At 62.6% G+C, this 17,769-nt stretch carries 15 protein-coding genes and 1 pseudogene; 9 read left to right on the forward strand and 7 right to left on the reverse strand.

Features of this window, described 5'->3' with window-relative positions; all coding sequences use genetic code 11:
- Positions 1-132: 132 nt before the first annotated feature.
- Genes J6500_RS22690 through J6500_RS22700 form a run of 3 tightly spaced genes read left to right on the forward strand, consistent with a single transcriptional unit; the run spans position 133 to position 2,588 of the window.
- Positions 133-1,191: a YaaC family protein gene (locus tag J6500_RS22690; RefSeq protein WP_225714915.1), complete on the forward strand. Its 1,059-nt coding sequence runs from the start codon at positions 133-135 to the stop codon at positions 1,189-1,191.
- Positions 1,191-1,709, forward strand: coding sequence for a TIR domain-containing protein (locus J6500_RS22695; protein ID WP_225714916.1), 519 nt, complete (start codon positions 1,191-1,193; stop codon positions 1,707-1,709). The genes J6500_RS22690 and J6500_RS22695 overlap by 1 nt, the downstream gene beginning before the upstream one ends.
- 51 nt (positions 1,710-1,760) lie before the next feature.
- Positions 1,761-2,588, forward strand: coding sequence for a DUF8757 domain-containing protein (locus tag J6500_RS22700; protein WP_225714917.1), 828 nt, complete (start codon positions 1,761-1,763; stop codon positions 2,586-2,588).
- Here the strand turns inward: J6500_RS22700 and J6500_RS32245 are convergent.
- Complete coding sequence (locus J6500_RS32245) at positions 2,539-3,018, reverse strand: DUF488 domain-containing protein (RefSeq protein ID WP_225714918.1); 480 nt, start codon at positions 3,016-3,018, stop codon at positions 2,539-2,541. The genes J6500_RS22700 and J6500_RS32245 overlap by 50 nt on opposite strands.
- 213 nt (positions 3,019-3,231) lie before the next feature.
- Between J6500_RS32245 and J6500_RS22710 the strand changes: the two are divergent.
- A pseudogene (locus J6500_RS22710) lies at positions 3,232-3,877 on the forward strand (SOS response-associated peptidase).
- A 2-nt stretch (positions 3,878-3,879) separates the two neighbouring features.
- Here the strand turns inward: J6500_RS22710 and J6500_RS22715 are convergent.
- Both J6500_RS22715 and J6500_RS22720 read right to left on the reverse strand, forming a co-directional pair.
- Positions 3,880-4,077, reverse strand: a complete 198-nt coding sequence (locus J6500_RS22715; RefSeq protein ID WP_225714919.1) for a hypothetical protein — start codon at positions 4,075-4,077, stop codon at positions 3,880-3,882.
- Between the two features lie 182 nt (positions 4,078-4,259).
- Complete coding sequence (locus J6500_RS22720; protein ID WP_225714920.1) at positions 4,260-4,538, reverse strand: hypothetical protein; 279 nt, start codon at positions 4,536-4,538, stop codon at positions 4,260-4,262.
- A 708-nt stretch (positions 4,539-5,246) separates the two neighbouring features.
- On the opposite strand from J6500_RS22720, the gene J6500_RS22725 reads away from it, so the two are divergent.
- Together J6500_RS22725 and J6500_RS22730 are read left to right on the forward strand one after the other, a co-directional pair.
- A complete protein-coding gene (locus J6500_RS22725) occupies positions 5,247-5,471 on the forward strand; it encodes a hypothetical protein (RefSeq protein ID WP_225714921.1) in 225 nt (74 codons plus the stop codon).
- 264 nt (positions 5,472-5,735) lie between these two features.
- The gene (locus J6500_RS22730; protein ID WP_225714922.1) at positions 5,736-6,941 is read left to right on the forward strand and encodes an ABC transporter substrate-binding protein; all 1,206 of its coding nucleotides are present in this window, start codon (positions 5,736-5,738) and stop codon (positions 6,939-6,941) included.
- 166 nt (positions 6,942-7,107) lie between these two features.
- Here the strand turns inward: J6500_RS22730 and J6500_RS22735 are convergent, their stop codons facing one another.
- The 3 genes from J6500_RS22735 to J6500_RS22745 all read right to left on the reverse strand — a co-directional run bounded on the left by J6500_RS22735 (position 7,108) and on the right by J6500_RS22745 (position 12,150).
- Positions 7,108-8,070, reverse strand: coding sequence for an alpha/beta hydrolase (locus J6500_RS22735; RefSeq protein WP_225714923.1), 963 nt, complete (start codon positions 8,068-8,070; stop codon positions 7,108-7,110).
- Positions 8,071-8,140: 70 nt separating this feature from the next.
- Entirely contained in the window at positions 8,141-11,602 is a 3,462-nt protein-coding gene (locus J6500_RS22740) for an acyl-[ACP]--phospholipid O-acyltransferase (RefSeq protein ID WP_225714924.1), read from the reverse strand.
- 293 nt (positions 11,603-11,895) lie between these two features.
- Positions 11,896-12,150, reverse strand: a complete 255-nt coding sequence (locus tag J6500_RS22745) for a hypothetical protein (RefSeq protein WP_225714925.1) — start codon at positions 12,148-12,150, stop codon at positions 11,896-11,898.
- A gap of 52 nt (positions 12,151-12,202) precedes the next feature.
- On the opposite strand from J6500_RS22745, the gene J6500_RS22750 reads away from it, so the two are divergent.
- Positions 12,203-12,817, forward strand: a complete 615-nt coding sequence (locus tag J6500_RS22750; RefSeq protein ID WP_225714926.1) for a TetR/AcrR family transcriptional regulator — start codon at positions 12,203-12,205, stop codon at positions 12,815-12,817.
- 103 nt (positions 12,818-12,920) lie between these two features.
- Here J6500_RS22750 and J6500_RS22755 read toward each other — a convergent pair whose 3' ends face one another.
- Positions 12,921-13,340: a hypothetical protein gene (locus J6500_RS22755; protein WP_225714927.1), complete on the reverse strand. Its 420-nt coding sequence runs from the start codon at positions 13,338-13,340 to the stop codon at positions 12,921-12,923.
- 220 nt (positions 13,341-13,560) lie between these two features.
- On the opposite strand from J6500_RS22755, the gene J6500_RS22760 reads away from it, so the two are divergent.
- Positions 13,561-15,828, forward strand: coding sequence for a T6SS phospholipase effector Tle1-like catalytic domain-containing protein (locus tag J6500_RS22760; protein ID WP_225714928.1), 2,268 nt, complete (start codon positions 13,561-13,563; stop codon positions 15,826-15,828).
- A 186-nt stretch (positions 15,829-16,014) separates the two neighbouring features.
- Positions 16,015-17,697 carry a phospholipase D-like domain-containing protein gene (locus J6500_RS22765; RefSeq protein ID WP_225714929.1) on the forward strand — a complete coding sequence of 561 codons (1,683 nt, stop codon included), beginning with the start codon at positions 16,015-16,017 and terminating at the stop codon, positions 17,695-17,697.
- Positions 17,698-17,769 lie beyond the last annotated feature (72 nt).

Consider the following 17,769-nt stretch of genomic DNA (forward strand, 5'->3'; position numbering starts at 1 on the left):
AAGCGCGGAGAGAGATTTGAGCGGCCGGGTCGAATGACCCGGCCGTTTTTCTTGTGGGCAAGAAAGCCTTCTCTCCTACAACCTTAAGGCGCAGGCGTAAAATGGGTTGGTTTTTTAGAATCAGATGAAGAAATGGATGAACTGCCAAAAGGCTTGCTGCCGATAAAATTCAAAGGGCGAGCGGTTGCCCCACACAAGGCAATCATCTCTCCCGTAATCGGATCGCGGAACGTTCTCACGAACAGTCCCTGGACATACGTTGCACTCTGGCTGAAGCGAAGCGGAAAAGACAGAGCACTATTCTATTGGCAGCAGGCACAGGAATTCCACAAGGCTTCATTAGGACTGCCGCCGCAATCAGCGCCACTATTGCTGTACTATGCGTTCCTCAACGCGACCAAGGCGTTGTTGTCGGCAAAAGGAATTATTTTTAACGAGCGACACGGCGTCTCTGAACACTCGAACACATCTCAAGGAGGCGCAGCTCTCAATCATCTCGGAATAAGGATTCAGCCACACGGAGTGTTGCCCAGTCTGTCGGCTTACTACGGCGAGACAGAGTCAGGCAGAACCCACACGCTCCAAGCGCTCTTTTTTAACATGGTCTTCATTCACCGCACATATTGCCTAACCTATACCTCGCAGCCAGAGATGTTTATCCCGATTGCAAACTGCGCCTTCGTTGCAGAAAAATCGACAAAGCAGATATATTTTAGGGCCGACGTCACGAAGAATATGTCATTTGATCGCGCAGCAAGGCGCCTTCCGGTTCAATTCGCGGCAGATCGGAAGTTCGGCCCGCGAGCCATACGCTCGACCGACTATGTTACCAGCCGAAAGCCCGGCAGAATAAGCCAGACCGACTTGAATCAAATAACTGTTCTGAATGCCCGATTGCGGCGCGAGCTTTTTTTCATCAATGGGTCGGAGCCTCTTTGGTACATTAAATCAAGAACAAGAGGTCCTGCGAGAATAGAGCGTCAGCTACCGACCTTGATCCTTGGCGCTATGCATCGCCTCAGTGAGATTAGTCGCTACAACCCGCCGCAGATGGCGTCTCTCCTCGCTGGACAGAAGAACTGGCTCCTTACTGAGTTCATCCGGATGTCCGCCGATCAGTTCATCGACGAGATCGCTTCGGAACTCACCGGGTTTCAATTTCTCATCCCCAATATTCGAGCCGCTGCCTAATGAAGATCTATATCGCATGCGCACTGACCCATGTGCCGAGATCACGTTTCGATGAACACGTTGCCTTCATTCATCAACTCGCAGACGCATTGCGCAGTAGCGGTCACGCCTCACAGGTCAGGTACGCACTGGTTGATAGCGATCCGCAACTTGCCGCGCGCCCCTCTAGTGAGCGTCCACGCCTCTGCTACTTGTGGGACAGAGCAATGGTCGAGGAGGCTGACTTGGTGGTCGCGGAGGCGTCCTTTCCGTCGACCGGACTTGGAATCGAACTACAACTGGCTGAGTCGAGGGGGATACCGATAGTCCTTTGCTTCCGCGATTTCGGCACAAATAAGGTCGACTCGCAGACTTACGAGAATCCTGACCACACGCAGCACGAACTACAGGTGGGCGAAGGCTTCGTAACTCTGATGGCCCTCGGAATACCGACCATCTTTCGCACTATTCAGTACAGCGAACGAGAACAAGGAATCGAGCAAGTTATCGACGCTGTAAGCGCAGTGGAGCGACGCTAAGGCCACCAGAGTTGAGACCGACAGGACCGATGTCGTGGAGGAAATGGCACGATGGCATCGTTCGAGCAGGATATTCTGATCCTTTGCAAGACTTATCCATCTCCAAGCGGGAAATATGTTGAGACCTCATGCGTTGCTGGAACAGACAGCAACGGCAAACTGATCCGGCTCTATCCGGTACCCTTTCGACTTATCGATGGAGCCCAACAGTTTAGAAAATGGCAATGGGTAAGAGCCCGCATCGATCGGGCAATTGGCGACCGCCGACCGGAGAGTCACAAGCTGTTTGTCGATACAGTAAAGTTCAATGGACCGCCACTCTCAGCAGCTAATGAGTGGCAAGCGCGGCGCGCACCACTAGGCATGGTCAAAGTGTTCAGTGACTTCGCAGCCCTAGACGCAGATCGGATAGCATACGGTACTACACTCGGCTTAGTTCGCCCGTCCTGTGTGCGTGCACTCGAGGTCTCCGCAGCGGCGAGACCTGACTGGACCGATGATGAAAGGGCAAAATTGCTTCAGAGCCAGCGCCAAGGAGGACTCTTCGACGATTCCGACGCAAAGGCGCTGACAATGCTGCGGAAGCTGCCATATGATTTTCATTACCACTATGAATGCGAGGGAGCTCATCAAACGTACAAACACAAGATTGTCGATTGGGAGGCTGGCGCCCTATTCTGGAATTGCTTGCGACGACACGGCAACGCTTGGCAGGAACCGTTCAGACAGAAGTTAGAAGTGGAGCTGCCGACGGCCGACCTGATGTTTCTGATGGGCACAATTCACAGATTTCCGGACCAGTGGCTGATTGTCAGCCTAATCTATCCACCTAGGCAGCCACCCTCGCAATCCGATCAACAATTGACGCTATCGTTGTGAGATGAACGACGTTCGCATTGAGCGCCGGAGCCGCCGCTCTTGCAACAAACGTCCGATGGCAATAATTGAAATCTGCTTCAAAACAAATGAGGCAGGAGCGCGACTGCTCCGCGATCGACGCTACCCGAGCAACGGCTTCTTCTTGATCTGCGATGTAGTCAAGGAACCCCCTAGTGTACGCGGTCCAATCGCGGTCTGCCTTGTAACGATCGCGGACTGACTTCGGGCAGCCCATCTCGACGAGGTGAACATACTTTATTTCCGCGTTCGAGAGGTGCTCCGCGAGCGCCCTCTTTGAGAGTCCTGGCTTCCGTGAAAGCGGATTTGCCCGAACATCGATAACCGTTTCGATCATCGCCGAACGCAAGCGGGCAACAAAACGTTCAACGCTCAGTCCCTCATAGCCGAATGTAAATATTTCCCGGTTCACCGCTGGTGGCCTCTTTGAGAAACTCGACGATACTAGAGATGCTCCTGGTTAATTCTTTGCGTATTCACAATTCTTGAGTTGCACAAGGCCCTTACGATTTTGCGCCGATCAGTCGGCCGCCTTGGTTGCAGTGGTCGCGCCCATGACCTCGCGACCTCGCTCCATGGCCGGCGATCACAGCCGCCCTTGCCGCCGCGTACGCCGCCATTAGTCTTGGTGACAGCAAGGTCACCCAGCACAGCAGAACCCGGCCTCCGCCTCTTCCGCGTGGTCAATCGCTATGTCGGCAACCTGCCGCCGATGCCGGGGGTGTTTCCGGATTATCCGGCCGGTGGTGCGCCATGCCGGCGGCGAGCGGGAGATGGTAATGATGCGCTGGGGCATGCCGCCGCCGCGGCGCAGCGGCGGGCTGCCGGTGACCAACATCCGCAACACCTCTTCCCTGCACTGGCGCGGCTGGCTGACGGAGCAGCACCGCTGCCTGGTGCCGCTCAACAGCTTTGCCGAGTACGCGCCCGAGCCGAACCTGGCGACGAAGAAGGACGTAGTGTGATTCGCGCTGTCGGACGATCGCCCGCTCTGTGCGTTTGCCGGCATCTGGACTAAGACCAAAGCGGATCGCGGCACCAAATCGAAGCCGATGCCCGGGCCGCATCTGGTCTATGGCTTCGTCACCACGGCGCCGAACGCGATCGTCGCGCCGATCCACGACAAGGTGATGCCGGTGATCCTGACCGCGGACGAGGAGCGCGATGTCTGGCGGCACGCGCCGTGGAGCGAGGCCAAGGCGTTGCAGCGGCCGCTGGCCGACGACGCGAAGAGCGTGATGCGCGGCGAGGAAGACAAGCCGGCCGCGTAATTCTACGTCGGCGCCTTCAATCCGCGCGACGCCACCCAAGCGTCGATGCGCGACGCGGTTTCGGCCTGGCGGGCCATGCGCATGAGGCGGTCGCGGGCGACGCCTGACGGCATCGCGCTGGCCTGCTCGCGCAGGCGGATCGATTCATCCGCAAGGCGCTGCTGCGGGGATTTGCGGGTGTTGGGAAGCTTGATCTGCATCACGCGGCTCCATTCCAAGAGGGGGCGGGAGCGCAACGGGCGTCCTCGGTCACCGCTAGCTGCCAGGATGTCGTGCGGTGGTGAAAGAACGCTACGCCTGCCGCGGCGGCAAGACTGTCCACTCGTGAACATAGCGGCGAAGAATTCGGGCGGCGCACCGGCGTGCGCATGGAGGCTAATTTTCACAGCATTTTCAGTGCGATATATCCTGTCCAGTCCTTGCCAAGAAAATATTCCGCTTTCAATTTACGGAAATCAGCATTACAAAATGCGCATCCCGCCTCCTCCAGGAGGGGCGTATCGCGGTCGTCACGGACGTTGGAAGCGGGATGCGGTGGACGCGAAGGGGCTCGCCCGACGATGCGGGCCTTGATCGCGGACGGTGAAGTCGTGTGGTCCTTACGTCCCAGTGGCAGGCGTTGCGCCGCGCATGACGAATGCGCGGCAGCGGTGACAATCAAGCCAGGTCTCGCCGGGGAGAGCACGTATAAGCCGTAAACCATCCGCGCGGGGAACGCCGGGTTACCCGGCCGTACCTGTGGTCCTACCCCCCGTGCTTTTTGTTGCACGGGGACCATGGGTGCGTGCTGGCACCCGGCGTTCCCTGCGCCCTCTGCCCGACAAGCGAGGGTTACCGGCTGCAAAGCTCGGGCCTGACCGGCCGCGAGGATGCGCGCGCTCACCCGCTGTCTGACATGTGAATCGAGTGGCGATGACGGCGTCGCGAGCTGCGACGGCGCCCGGGAGATTTGTTCTCTGCATCTGAGCGCATGGAGCAAAGCAACCCACGGCGCTGCGCGTCGAGAGATTGATCCGCCTGCGCCAAGGCTTCGGCGCGACAAGCTGGCAGCAGATGTCACGCGCATCATCACACAGCGCGCGCGAGGCGGAGCGCGGTGAAAGAATGCTTAACGCAAGCGATTTGCTCACGACATTGCGAGCACATGAGGCGCATGCAAAAGACCGCTACCTCGCATCGCGCATTCTGTGCGAACGAGGCTGCCCGCGATGCTCGCGATTCGGCGCGATTGTTTTGGAGCCGTTCCAGCGTTGCAGGAAGATCACGGTCAGCACAACTCATCGTGAGGCGCTTGCGCCGCACTCTTGGGAAGATGCCGCACCGCACCTAGATCGTATCTCAAGAACGACCTCAACGAAGGAATTGGTCAATGCAAGTTCGCGCAGCCGATCCGCGCGGAAGACTGGTGCCTGCGCTCGCAGCCGCTGCCGTGGCAGTGCTGGCGACGACGGCGCTGTTTCTCCTCGAATTCCACCCGCCCCGCAACGTGACGGTCGGCCAGACCGGCATGATCACATCAGCCGCCGCCAGCCGCGCCGGCGCCACCGTGCTGCCGACCGATCCGGTCACCACCGGCAGCGTGCGGGTAAGGTAAGGGCACGCTCTCTCATCATCGTCGTCCCGGCGAAAGCCGGGACCCATTGCCCCAACTGTTTATGTGACGCGAAGCTGGGGCCACATTCCGTCTAACGGCAAACAGTTGTGGTTATGGGTCCCGGCCTTCGCCGGGACGACGAAAATAATTTAAACCTCGCCACATTTCTGCATCCCTGCCCCGGCGTCTCGCCGCAAGCCGCATCCCACGGCGTCACGTAAGCTCTGCCTCCCAACAACAAGAACGCCACAGGGAGGCTCCCAGATGACATGGAAGGCCATCACGCTCACCGCCGTGCTCGCGATCGCGACGCAGGCGCACGCCGCCGAGAAGAAATACGGCCCAGGTGCCAGCGACACCGAGATCAAGCTTGGACAGACCTCCCCGTTCTCGGGCGCGGCATCCGCCTACAGCGTGATCGCGAAGACGCAGGCTGCCTATTTCAAGATGATCAACGACAATGGCGGCGTGAACGGGCGCAAGATCACCCTGATCACGCTCGACGACGGTTACTCGCCGCCGAAGACGGTGGAGCAGACGCGCAAGCTCGTCGAGCAGGAGGAGGTCGCGGCGATCCTCAATCCGCTGGGCACGCCGACCGGCCTCGCGGTGCGCAAATATCTCAACGACAAGAAGGTGCCGCAGCTGTTCGTCGGCGCCGGCGCCACGCTGTGGGGCGACTACCAGCATTATCCGTGGTCGATCGGCTTCCAGCCGTCCTACCAGGCCGAGACCGCGGTCTATGCGAAATATGTGCTGACGCAGAAGCCGGACGCCAAGATCGCGCTGTTCTACCAGAACGACGACGCCGGCAAGGATTACGGCAATGGCTTCAAGAAGGGTCTGGGTGCGGAGAACACCGCGAAGATGGTGGTGGCGGAGGCGACCTACGAATCGACCGATCCGACGGTCGACAGCCAGATCGTGAAGCTGAAATCGTCCGGAGCCAATGTGCTGTTCATGCACGCGATCCCGAAGCAGGCGGCGCAGGCGATCAAGAAGATCGGCGAGATCGGCTGGAAGCCGGACCTGTTCTTCCTCGCGGCGACCTCGACCTCGGTGTCCTCGGTGCTGAAGCCGGCCGGCTTCGATCACTCCAAGGGCATCATCTCGTCCTACTCGCTGAAGGATCCCAACGATCCGCAGTGGAAAGCGGACCCGGACGTGATCGCCTGGCAGGACTTCATGAAGAAGTATTTTCCGGACGGCAATCTGCAGGACCAGCTGATCGTCTACGGCTATGTGGTGGCGGAGGCGACGGTGCAGGTGCTCAAGCAATGCGGCGACGATCTCACCCATGAGAACATCATGAAGCAGGCGGCCAACCTCGACATCGCGCTGCCGATGTTCCTGCCCGGCATCAAGGTGAAGACGTCGGCCACCGACTACTTCCCGGTCGAGGCGATGCGGCTGCAGAAGTTCAACGGCGAGACCTGGGAGCTGTTCGGGGATACGATCGGGAATGATTGAGGGGAGTAATTAACCTCTGAGCGCTCCACACGACCGATGTCGTCCCGGCGAAGGCCGGGACCCATCACCCCGACTGCACATTTGGTACGACGCTGTGGCCGCAACCCGCTCCCGCAACGGGCTGCGGTGGTTATGGGTCCCGGCTTTCGCCGGGACGACGAGGAGGCTAGGCGCCCTTCTCCAACAACGCCTTGAAATCTGCCCGCGCGCGCCGCGCTTCCGCGCGCGAGGTCTCCGAGGCATCGCCGAGGCCGAAATAGCCGTGAATGAGACCCTCGCCGGAATGATACATCACCGGCACACCGGCGGCCTTGAGCGCCTTCGCATAGGCGTCGCCCTCGTCGCGCAGCGGATCGAACCAGGCGGTGGTGACCACCGCCGGCGCGACACCGGCGAGGCTCTTCGCGCGCAGCGGCGAGACGCGCCAGTCGGCGCCCTCGGCCTTGTCGGCGAGATAATGGCCGCAGAACCACTCCATCGTCGCGCGCGTCAGGAAATAGCCCTCGGCATTCTCGGCGCGCGACGGGAATTTGGCGTTCTCCGCCGCATCCGCAAAATTGCCGACCACATCGGTGACGGGATAGACCAAGAGCTGCCCCGCAAGCTTGATGCCGGCATCGCGGCAGGCCAGCGCCGTGGTGGCGGCGAGATTGCCGCCCGCGGAATCGCCGGCGACGCCGACCCGCGCGGGATCGCCGCCGAACTCGGCGATGCGCGCGATGACGTCGCGCGTGGCGGCAAAGGCATCCTCGAACGCGCCGGGGAAACGCGTCTCCGGCGGGCGGCGATAGTCGACCGAGATCACCACCGCGCCGGTCTCGATCACCAGGTTGCGCGCCTGGCGGTCGTGCGTCTCGAGATCGCCGGCGACCCAGCCGCCGCCGTGGAAGAAGATCACCGTCGGCGCCTTGCCGTTGCCGTTGCGATAGACCCGCGCGGGACGCTTTCCGGCACCACCCTGCACTTCGATGTCGGCGACATGCTCGACCGGCGGCGGCGGCACCGCGGCGCGGGCATCGGCCAGCGCGCGCAACTGCTCGCGCGCGCTCTGCGGCGTCATCACGGTGGGATCGCGCAGCGGCAGCAGCGGGATGATTTTTTCTACGACGGGATCGAGGGGAAGCGGCATGAGGATGCTTTCTTTCGGGAGCAGTTGCCAGCCATCTGACAACATGCTCCCGGAAAGCACAACCCGTCCGTCATGCGACGTGCTGCTGCGGCTCCCGTTCGGCCTCCTCGCCGGCAGGCTCGGCCTGCGGCGCGGACGCGGCGGCAGATTGCTCGGCCAGTTCCTTGGCCAGCGCGGTGGCGCCGACATAGTCGGTCTTGCCGGTGCCGAGCAGCGGCACCTTGTCGACCACGCGGATGTCGGCGGGCACCGCGAGCTCGGACGCGCCGCTGCTCTTGGCCTGGCGCTGCATGGCGGCGCGGTCGGCGTCCTTCTGCGTGGTGAGCAGCACGACGCGTTCGCCCTTGCGCTGGTCGGGCAGCGTGACCGCGACCGACATCGCCTGCGGCCACAGTGACGTGGCCATCGCCTCCACCGCCGCCAGCGACACCATCTCGCCGGCGATCTTGGCGAAACGCTTGGCGCGGCCCTTGATGGCGATGAAACCTTGCGCGTCGACCGTGACGATGTCGCCGGTGTCGTGCCAGCCCTCGGCGAGCGGCTCAAGCACGCCGGGATTTTCCGCGCGGAGGTAGCCGAGCATCACATTCGGACCCTTCACCGAGAGACGGCCACCCTCCGTGATGCCGGGGACCGGATCGAGTCGGTATTCCATCAGCGGCGAGATGCGGCCGACGGTGCCCTGGCGGTTGGCCATCGGCGTGTTCATCGCCAGCACCGGCGCGGTCTCGGTGACGCCATAACCCTCGAGGATGCGGATGCCGTACCGCTCCATGTAGATCTGCCTGGTGCGCTCCTTCACCGCTTCCGCGCCGGCGATCACGAGCCGCAGCGTGCGGAAGTCATAGGGATGCGCCGAGCGGGCGTAGCCGGTGAGGAACGTGTCGGTGCCGAACAGGATGGTGGCGCCGGTCTGGTAGATCAGCTCGGGCACGATCCGGTAATGCAGCGGCGACGGATACATGAAGATCGGGATGCCGCCGAGGATCGGCATCATCATGCCGCCCGTGAGGCCAAACGAGTGGAACACCGGCAGCACGTTGAAGACCTTGTCGCGCGCATTGGCGTCGACCCGCGCCAGCGCCTGCGCGGCATTGGCGAGGATGTTGCGGTGGGACAGCACGACACCCTTCGGCGTGCCTTCCGAGCCCGAGGTGAACAGCACCACGGCAGGATCGTTGGCCTCGCGGGCGACGCGCGGCGCGATGCCGGCGCGGAAGCCCGCGATCTTGTCGCCAAGGCCGATGCTTGCGCGAACGTCCTCGAGATAGACCACGCGGGCCTGGCCGGCGATCGCGGCAACCAGTTTGTCGAGCTTGCCCTTCTCGATGAAGGCCTTCGAGGTCAGCACGGTCTTCACCCGCGCCGCCTTCATCGCGGCCAGCACGTTGACCGGGCCGGCCGAGAAGTTGAGCATCGCCGGAACCCGGCCGATGGTCTGCAGCGCCATGAACACCACGGCGACGCCGGCCGAGTTGGGGAGCAGCACGCCGACATACTCGCCGACCGCCGTGCCCTGCTCCAGCTTGCGGCTGAGCACCTGGGCGCCGAGGATCAGCTTGCGGTAGGTCAGCTTGGTGCCGAGCGCATCCTCGATGATCGGCTTGCCGGTATCGCGGTCGCGATAGGCATGGCCGAGGCCCTCGAACAGCGTCTGGTCGAGCATCGCGTTCTTGACCATGGCGTCGATCATAACGTCCTGCAGCGCAGCGCCGGCAGCGTTGCGGCGGGCCTTGCCGCGCAGGGACTGGTCGACCGGCAGCTTGACGGGCGGCAGGATCGTGATCGTCACCTTGGGGAACCAGGAGCGCTTGATCTCGCCTTGCTTGAGATAGCTGAGGTGCGAGCGCTGCGCGCCCTCGATGCGGACCGGAACGACCACGGCGTCGGCCTTGTCGGCGATCATCGCAGTGCCGTCGTAGACCTTCATCAGCGAGCCCGACAGCGTGATGCGGCCCTCAGGAAAGATCACCACCGGCTCGCCGGCGGCGACCAGCTTGATTAGATCGCGTGCCGCCAGCGGCTTCGACGGGTCCATCGTGTAGTGCCTGATCATCTTCAGGAACGGTTTTGCCCACCACGCCTTGGAGATGCCAGTGTCGACCGCGAAGCTGGCGTCGATCGGCAAGGTGGCGTGCAGCAGCGGGCCGTCGACCAGGCTGACATGGTTCGGCGCGATCAGCATCCGCGTGCCCGCGGGCGGCAGATTTTCCATGCCGCGGACCTCGACGCGGAACAGCGCGCGGAACAGTAGCGCGCCGAAATCGCGCACGCCCTCCTTGCCCCACTTGCTCAGCACGAACCACACCGTGCCGAAGCTCGCGATCGCAAGGCCGAAGAAGATCCACGCGATCGCAAGGCCCGCAGCCTGCAACGCCGCGACCAGCAGCGCACCGGCGACCATGAAGCCCGCCTGCAGGATGTTGCCGGCGGCGATGATGCGGGCACGCTCGGACGGCGCGGTCCAGGCCTGCACGGCGGCAAAGGACGGCACCACAAATAGGCCGCCGCCGAAGGCGAACAAGAAGAAGTCGACCAGCATGCGGAAGCCACTGAGCGAGGTCGCGAACGCCGCCGCGCTGACATCCTTGCCGAGCGAAGTGTGGCCGATCGCCCAGGCGAGATCGAGCCCGACCACGCCCATGATGATGGCGCCGATCGGTACCAGCGCGAGGTTGGGACGGACATGGCTGAGCTGGGCGGCGAACAGCGAGCCGGCGGCGATGCCGATCGCGAAGATCGCAAGGCACAGCGTCACGACGCCCTCGGTGCCGCCGACGCCCTCCTTGATCAGCGCGGGCAGCAGCGACAGCACGATCGCGCCGACCATCCAGAACCAGGACACGATCACCATGCCGTCCCAGAGCCGCGGCTCGGCATAGAGCGACTTCAACAGACGCACGGTCGAGGTCCAGGGGTTCTTGGTGATCGGCAGATCCGGCGCCGAGGGCTGGCTCATTGGGATGCGCGAGGCGAACGCCCAGGACAACACCGAGAGGCCGACCACGGCCGTGCTGATCCAGCCCATGTGGCTGGCACCCGCAACGAACAGACCACCGGCGATAGTGCCGATCAGAATCGCCATGAAGGTCGCGCCCTCGACCAGCGCGTTGCCGGTGGCGAGCTCCGATACCGCGAGCTGGTCCGGCAGCACGGCGTATTTCACCGGGCCGAATAGCGCGGCGACCGTGCCGAACAGCGCCAATGCGACGAACAGCAGCGGGATCGAGTGCAGGAAGAAGCCGGCGGCAGCGAAGGCCGCGGCGAAGATCTCGAAGAACTTCAGCCGCCGCGCGACCACCGACTTGACGTATTTGTCGGCCAGCTCGCCGCCGAGCGCCGACAGCACAAAAAACGGGAAGATGAAGACCGCGCCCGCGACCGTCACCAGCATCGGCCCCTGCTCGTTGGCGACGCCGTACAGCAGCATGATCACCAGCGCGTTCTTCAGCACATTGTCGTTGAGGGCCGAACAGAACTGCGCCCAGAACAGCGGCGCGAAGCGGCGGGACGACATCAATTCCTTGATCATGACCGTTTCCTTGGGTGCGCGCACACGGCGCTAAGGGACTTGCGAGCTGGCGCGTCCTGCGATCGCGAGAGAGGTGAAATGAACGGGATGCCGCAGCCTTTAGTCTTTTTCGTCACGTATCGGTTCGAACCGGCGCAAATCAGCCGCACCGGGGCGCAGCGAGATTGCCGGGCGAAGATGTATGGGACCTTAGCTAGGGCTGCGGTCGACCGACGCGGGCTTCGACAAAGGCGGGACATGGTGAGTGCTTTGTTGCGGATTCGGCGACAATTCCCGGTTGGTTGGCCCAGTCCTCAGGTCAGTTCGCCGAGGTTGCCGAACGGCGACATCGGGCAGTTGCGCTGGCTGCAACGTCCGCCGCCCGCGACCGCGGGGCGCGGCGCGCGCCGGTTGGCGCGCCGCTGCTCGAGCACGCCGGCAACGTCGCTGGCGCGGGCGATCCGCTCGATCGGGGCGGTCACCAGTTCGACGATCGAGTGGGCGAAGCCCTTCACGAGATCGATCGCGTAGTCGAAGGTGGAGGTCTGTCGAAGTGCTAGGGTCTGCATGTGAGTGGCCTCCTGAGCCGATTTGAGCAACGCTCAAGTTAGTAGCGCGAAAATGAACAATGTTCAAGAAGAATCTCGGCGGGACCGGAAAAGACTTCAGCGGCGGGTTGTGCTGATCGAGATCGCCCGCCGCCTAATTGCCGCTAACGGCTTGAGATCGTTGAAAGTTCGCGACGTCGCCGAGGCTGCGGAATGCTCCATCGGCAGCGTCTATAACGAGTTCGGCGACTTCGACGGGCTGATCCTGACAGTGAACCGGGACACGGTTCAGGCGCTCACCGACCGGCTCAACGCCGTTCCGGCCGACGACCCGATCCGCCAGCTCCACGACCTTGCCGATGCCTACCTCGGCTTCGCGACCGAGCACGCCAATCTGCTGCGCGCGCTGTTCGAGCACCGGATGGAGGACGACCGGCCGTTTCCGGATGACATCCTTTCGATGGTGATGGACGCGTTCGCGCTGATGCATGCGCCGCTGGTGCGGCTATTGCCCGACCGCGACGCGAGCGACGTTGCGCTGCTGTCACGGATGATGTTCTCCGCGGTGCACGGCATCATCTCGCTCGGGCTCGAGGAGCGCATGGTCGCGGTGCCGCCGGAGCAGCTGCGCGAGCGGCTCGCGCTATTCATCGACACGCATCTTGCGGGGCTCGGCTTGCACGGATAGAGCGTTTTCGAGCGAAGTGGACACCGGTTCGCGTAAAGAAAACGCGTCAGACAAGAAACCAGAGTCCCGCTTCGATGCAATCGGAACGGACGGGCCCTGAAAGTCAGGCGCGGCTGCGCGCGATCGTGCCGGCGACGATCTGCATGGTAACGCCGAGCACCCAGCCCACCATGATCGCCGCGGTCCAGCTGATACCCGGCTCGCTGCGCAACACGATGACGCCGACCGAGAAGAATGCGACCAGCGTCGCGAGGAAGGTGCCGACCGCGCTGAGCAGCTCGGCCGCATCGATCTTGCGGGTCGAGGCCGAATCCTTCGGATGGAACAGCTTCGGCGGCGTATCGATGCCGAGATAGAAGCCGATCGCGCCACCCAGCATCATGATGAGCAGGAAGGCCTGCGAGGTCAGCGCCGCGACGCTCGAGCCGACATGGATGGCGACGAACAGGCCGCTCGCTGCGCCCGCCATGGAGAGGCCGAAACGTTCAAGGACATGGGCAAATTTTCTGACGCGGCTGCGCATTGCTATGCCTCATCAATGAATTGCACCGCCGTTCAGCGTAGGCCTTTTCGTTGCATCGCGATAGTCGCCGCTCTCTCACATGACTGCGACCAGCCGACGCTTTGTGCGCCAGTTCACACCCAGCGCGGCAGGGAGTGATTAAAGAACGATCAAAGGTAGCATTTGCTCCTGCGCCACCAGCGCGCGCTGTTCGTTTTATTCCTTTCAGCGAGCAACTTCGATGCCGAGCCCGAAGATCATCATTCTCTCAGACGGCACCGGCAACGCCGCCTCCAGCGTCTGGCGAACCAATGTCTGGCGGATATTTCAGTCGCTCGATTTGCAGAGCAATTGCCAGGCGGCGAAGTACGATGACGGTGTCGGCACATCCTCCTTCGTTCCGCTTGCGCTGCTCGGCGGCGCCTTCGGTTACGGCCTCAAGCGCAACATCCTGGACGCATACAAGTTCATTTGCCGGAACTACGATCACCAGAGCCATTCGAAGATCTACCTGTTCGGATTCAGCCGCGGTGCATTCACCGTACGCGTGCTCGCCGCACTGATCCTCGATCAGGGTCTGGTTGTCGCGGACACGGAGTCTGAGCTGCACGACGGCGCAGTGAAGGCGTACCGCGCGTACCGTGCCAAGGGCTACCATTCGATATGGCGCATCGAGGTGATCTTCCGCGCGCTTCGCGATTACATCCTCGTGCCGGTGTGTGACCGCCTTCGGGGCAACAAGCCTTATGCGAAGATCGTTCGGAAGGCGGTCCCGACGATCGAATTCATCGGAGTCTGGGACACCGTCGCGGCCTATGGCCTGCCCATCGACGAGATGACCCGCGGCATCAGCAACTGGGTATGGCCGCTCGAACTGCCGAACCGGATCCTCAGCCCGCGGGTCAATTGCGCACGACACGCGCTTGCTCTCGACGACGAGCGCACCACCTTCCATCCGGTGCTGTGGACCGAGCAGGAGCCGGGACACCCTCCGCCTCCGGTGCCGACGACCATCGACGGCGAGCGCCTCGTCCAGGTGTGGTTCGTCGGCATGCATGCCAATGTCGGCGGCGGCTATCCGGACGATGCCGTCGCGTTCGTGCCGCTGGCATGGCTGGTCGATGAGGCCGTCAAGCGCGGTCTCGTGTTCAAGAGCGCGCCCGCTTCCGACCCCGACGCGATCAAATCGATCACGTCCTCTGAGGACAAGGACGGCCGCCTGTACGATTCACGCGCGGGCCTCGGCTCCTACTACCGATATGGGCCCCGCAAGGTCGCCGATCTCTGCAACGACCGCTATGTCGACGTCAGCGTGCCGATGCCGAAGATCCATGAAAGCGTGTTCGAGCGGATCGACAGCGGCTGCAATGCCTACGCGCCGATCGGACTTCCGCCGAATTACGTGGTCGTCTCGCGAAGCGGTAAGGTGACCCCATTGGGCGATGACACGTTCGAGACCCCGGCCGGAGCGCCGGCCCGCTACGCGGCGCAGGAGAAGCTGTGGAATTACGTTTGGCTTCGTCGGATCGCCTACTTCGCCACGCTGGCGGCATCGCTTCATTTGGCCGCGTTCTGGCTGTTCCATAGCCAGCACAAGGAGCACGAATTCAGTTCTCCTGTCAGGATGATTTCGGAGCTCGTGCGCTTCATCGAATCGTTCCTGCCCGATTCGTTTCATTGGTGGACCGATTGGTATGCCGGAAATCCCGAGTGGTTCGCCGGCGGAATCCTTGCTGTCGTCGTGCTAATGCTGGTCGGCAGTTCGCTCAGTGCAACGATCAGCGACCGGATGCGGATCATCTGGCGCGATCGCGCCAACCCGGCTCCGTTGTCCGGGGCCATCCACGACGCGATCTATCGCTTCCGCACCTGTGCGATCTATCAGTGGATCCTCAATGTCGGAAAACGACATGTCGTTCCGCTCGTGCTGACTGCCCTCATGGTCTGGTTCGGCGCCACGCTGCTCAGCCATTTCCTGTTCAATGCCGCCGATTCGATGGGCGCCTTCTGCAAGGGGACCGCGGCCGACAGACTGGTCGCCGTCGACAAGGGCATCCCTCAGGACGCGGCCGACTTCGATACGACGGCCATCTGCGCGCCGACCGGACTCAAGGTCCGGACTGGCTTCAAGTACGAGATCGCGATCACCATGAGCGAGCCATGGGAGGACGCCGATCGGTCGGTCACGCCGATCGGCTACCGGACGTCGACCATCGAAGCCTCCAAACGCTGGCGTGGCTATGCGACCATCTTCCTTCGCCGCATCCTGTTCCGGCCATGGTTCAGGCTGATCGCGCGGGTCGGAGAAACCGGCGTCGACGAGTATTTTCTTGATCCGATACCCGCGCCGAACACCGATCCGCAGGTCTACAAGGCAAGGTTCACCGCCAATCGCAGCGGCGAGATATTCCTCTATGCCAACGAGGCCGTGATCGGCCTTCCCTGGATCTACGATTGGTTCTACGGCGATCACAAGGGCAAGGCGAAAGTGACGGTGCGGCTGCTGTAGGCGCCGAAAAGCGGGCCGCGCGCATCGCCGCGATCTCAACCAAATCGTGCAATCCGTGATCCAGCCGACAGACCGGGGTCTGGATCGGCTGTCATACTCCTCTGGTCAAACAGCTTCGAGGCTGCGGGGCGATCCCGCCGGGCACCGGCGGTTTGTTTCTGACCAGCAATACGGAAGGCATCACCCATGATTTCCAGGATTCAGGCGTTTCCGACCACCGACGGCATCTTCGTGGTCTGGGACGTGCCGAAGATGATTCCGGATTGTCTCGGCTTTGCACTCTACCGCCAGCCGAAGGGCAAGAGCGCGAAGGTGGTTGATACCTGGGTCGGCTTCGAGGACCAGGCCGAGGGCCACAAGGACGGCGAGCATCGGCCGAGCACCGAATGGCCGGTGCAGAAGACCAGTTGGACCGACTTCCTCGCACCGATCGATGCGCCGGTCCGTTACGGGGTAGTTGCCGTGCTCAAGGATGGCGGCACCAAGGTGAAGCCCGCCGCCAACGCACCATCGCAGTGGACCGATTATGTCTCCGCGATGCCGTCGGGCGCGCTGAAGCCGTGGTTCAACCGCGGCACCATCTCGGCGCAATGGCTGGCGCGGGCGATCGGCGGCGACCCCAAGCCGGCGCAGACCCTGGACAAGGCGATCGCCACCAAGGGCAACAAGATCCGCGACTTCCTCAAGGGACAGCTCGGCGCCCGCCTGCTTGCGCTGCTGGCGGAGGCCAGGGCAGGCAAGCACGACGTCTATCTCGCGCTCTACGAGCTCAATGATCCCGAACTGATCGCCGCATTGAAGGCGCTGAAGGGCAAGGCGCATGTCGTGCTCGGCAACAGCACCGGCAAATCCGATGCCACTGCAAGGGACACCGAGACCAATGCCGGCGTTCTGAAGCAGGCGGGCGTCGATATCGTTCGCCGCAAGATCGCGCCGAGCCGCTACGCCCACAACAAGTTGGCCGTGTTCTGTGACGGCGCGCAAAAGCCGAAGGTGGTGTGGACCGGCAGCACCAATTGGACCCGCACCGGTCTCTGCACCCAGAACAATAACGGACTCGAGATCTCCGACGACAACATCGCCGCGGCCTATCACGCGCACTGGAAGTTGATTTATGCCGACGGCGACACATCGCCGAAGGCGCTGGCCGTCGCGGGCGACAAGGAGTGGCCGTTCACGGTCGGCAAGTCCAAGGTCAGCGTGTGGTTCACGCCGACCACCAAGAGCGGCGACCTCAAGGAGGCCACCAGGCTGATCGAGGACGCCGAGCACGGCGCGGTGTGCCTGATGCTCAATCCCGGCAACAAGGGCCTGCTCGGCCCCTTCCTGGAGAAGGCGCAGGACAAGAACCTGTACGTGCGCGGGGTGCTCAACAATTTCCCGGCACAGGGCAAGGACTCTCCGAAGGATCAGCTGCAGCTCTTGACCAGCGACGGCCAGCAGCAGGTGTTCAAGGGCAAGCAGATTGCCGATGTCATCCGGCCGGCCGGGATCGACAAGACCGCGGACTGGTGGCAGCGCGAGATCAAGAACAGCGGCAAGTTCATGATCGCCGTGCACAGCAAGGTGATCGTGCTGGATCCCGCCGGCAAGAACCCGATCGTGATGACCGGCTCGCATAATTTCAGCGACCGCGCCAGCACCAAGAACGACGACAATCTGGTGATCATCCGCGGCGACTCCACCCTCGCGCTGACCTATGCCGCGCGCATCGTCAGCATCTACGGCCAGTATCGCTGGCAGGCCTGGCGCAACACCGCGGAAGGCCGAAAGGACAAGGGCCTCAAGCGCAACGACGACTGGCTGAGCAAGCGCATCGGCAAGGGCTGGGCCGAGACCGAGATGCGATTCTGGCTAGGGACGACGTGAGGTCTTGTCAGCCGACCCGACCCGTCACCCTGAGAGGGTGTGAAAGTGAAACACGGGACGATACACTGCCCC

The organism is Bradyrhizobium semiaridum (assembly GCF_020329505.1).
Taxonomy (GTDB): domain Bacteria; phylum Pseudomonadota; class Alphaproteobacteria; order Rhizobiales; family Xanthobacteraceae; genus Bradyrhizobium; species Bradyrhizobium semiaridum.

Excerpts from the sequence above, each read along its gene's own strand:
- J6500_RS22755 (WP_225714927.1), bottom strand. The coding sequence starts at position 13,340 with ATGCGCAGCCGCGTCAGAAAATTTGCCCATGTCCTTGAACGTTTCGGC.
- J6500_RS22735 (WP_225714923.1), bottom strand. The coding sequence starts at position 8,070 with ATGCCGCTTCCCCTCGATCCCGTCGTAGAAAAAATCATCCCGCTGCTG.
- J6500_RS22730 (WP_225714922.1), top strand. The coding sequence starts at position 5,736 with ATGACATGGAAGGCCATCACGCTCACCGCCGTGCTCGCGATCGCGACG.
- J6500_RS22750 (WP_225714926.1), top strand. The coding sequence starts at position 12,203 with ATGAACAATGTTCAAGAAGAATCTCGGCGGGACCGGAAAAGACTTCAG.
- J6500_RS22760 (WP_225714928.1), top strand. The coding sequence starts at position 13,561 with ATGCCGAGCCCGAAGATCATCATTCTCTCAGACGGCACCGGCAACGCC.
- J6500_RS22765 (WP_225714929.1), top strand. The coding sequence starts at position 16,015 with ATGATTTCCAGGATTCAGGCGTTTCCGACCACCGACGGCATCTTCGTG.
- J6500_RS22690 (WP_225714915.1), top strand. The coding sequence starts at position 133 with ATGGATGAACTGCCAAAAGGCTTGCTGCCGATAAAATTCAAAGGGCGA.
- J6500_RS22700 (WP_225714917.1), top strand. The coding sequence starts at position 1,761 with ATGGCATCGTTCGAGCAGGATATTCTGATCCTTTGCAAGACTTATCCA.
- J6500_RS22745 (WP_225714925.1), bottom strand. The coding sequence starts at position 12,150 with ATGCAGACCCTAGCACTTCGACAGACCTCCACCTTCGACTACGCGATC.
- J6500_RS22725 (WP_225714921.1), top strand. The coding sequence starts at position 5,247 with ATGCAAGTTCGCGCAGCCGATCCGCGCGGAAGACTGGTGCCTGCGCTC.
- J6500_RS22740 (WP_225714924.1), bottom strand. The coding sequence starts at position 11,602 with ATGATCAAGGAATTGATGTCGTCCCGCCGCTTCGCGCCGCTGTTCTGG.
- J6500_RS22695 (WP_225714916.1), top strand. The coding sequence starts at position 1,191 with ATGAAGATCTATATCGCATGCGCACTGACCCATGTGCCGAGATCACGT.
- J6500_RS22715 (WP_225714919.1), bottom strand. The coding sequence starts at position 4,077 with ATGCAGATCAAGCTTCCCAACACCCGCAAATCCCCGCAGCAGCGCCTT.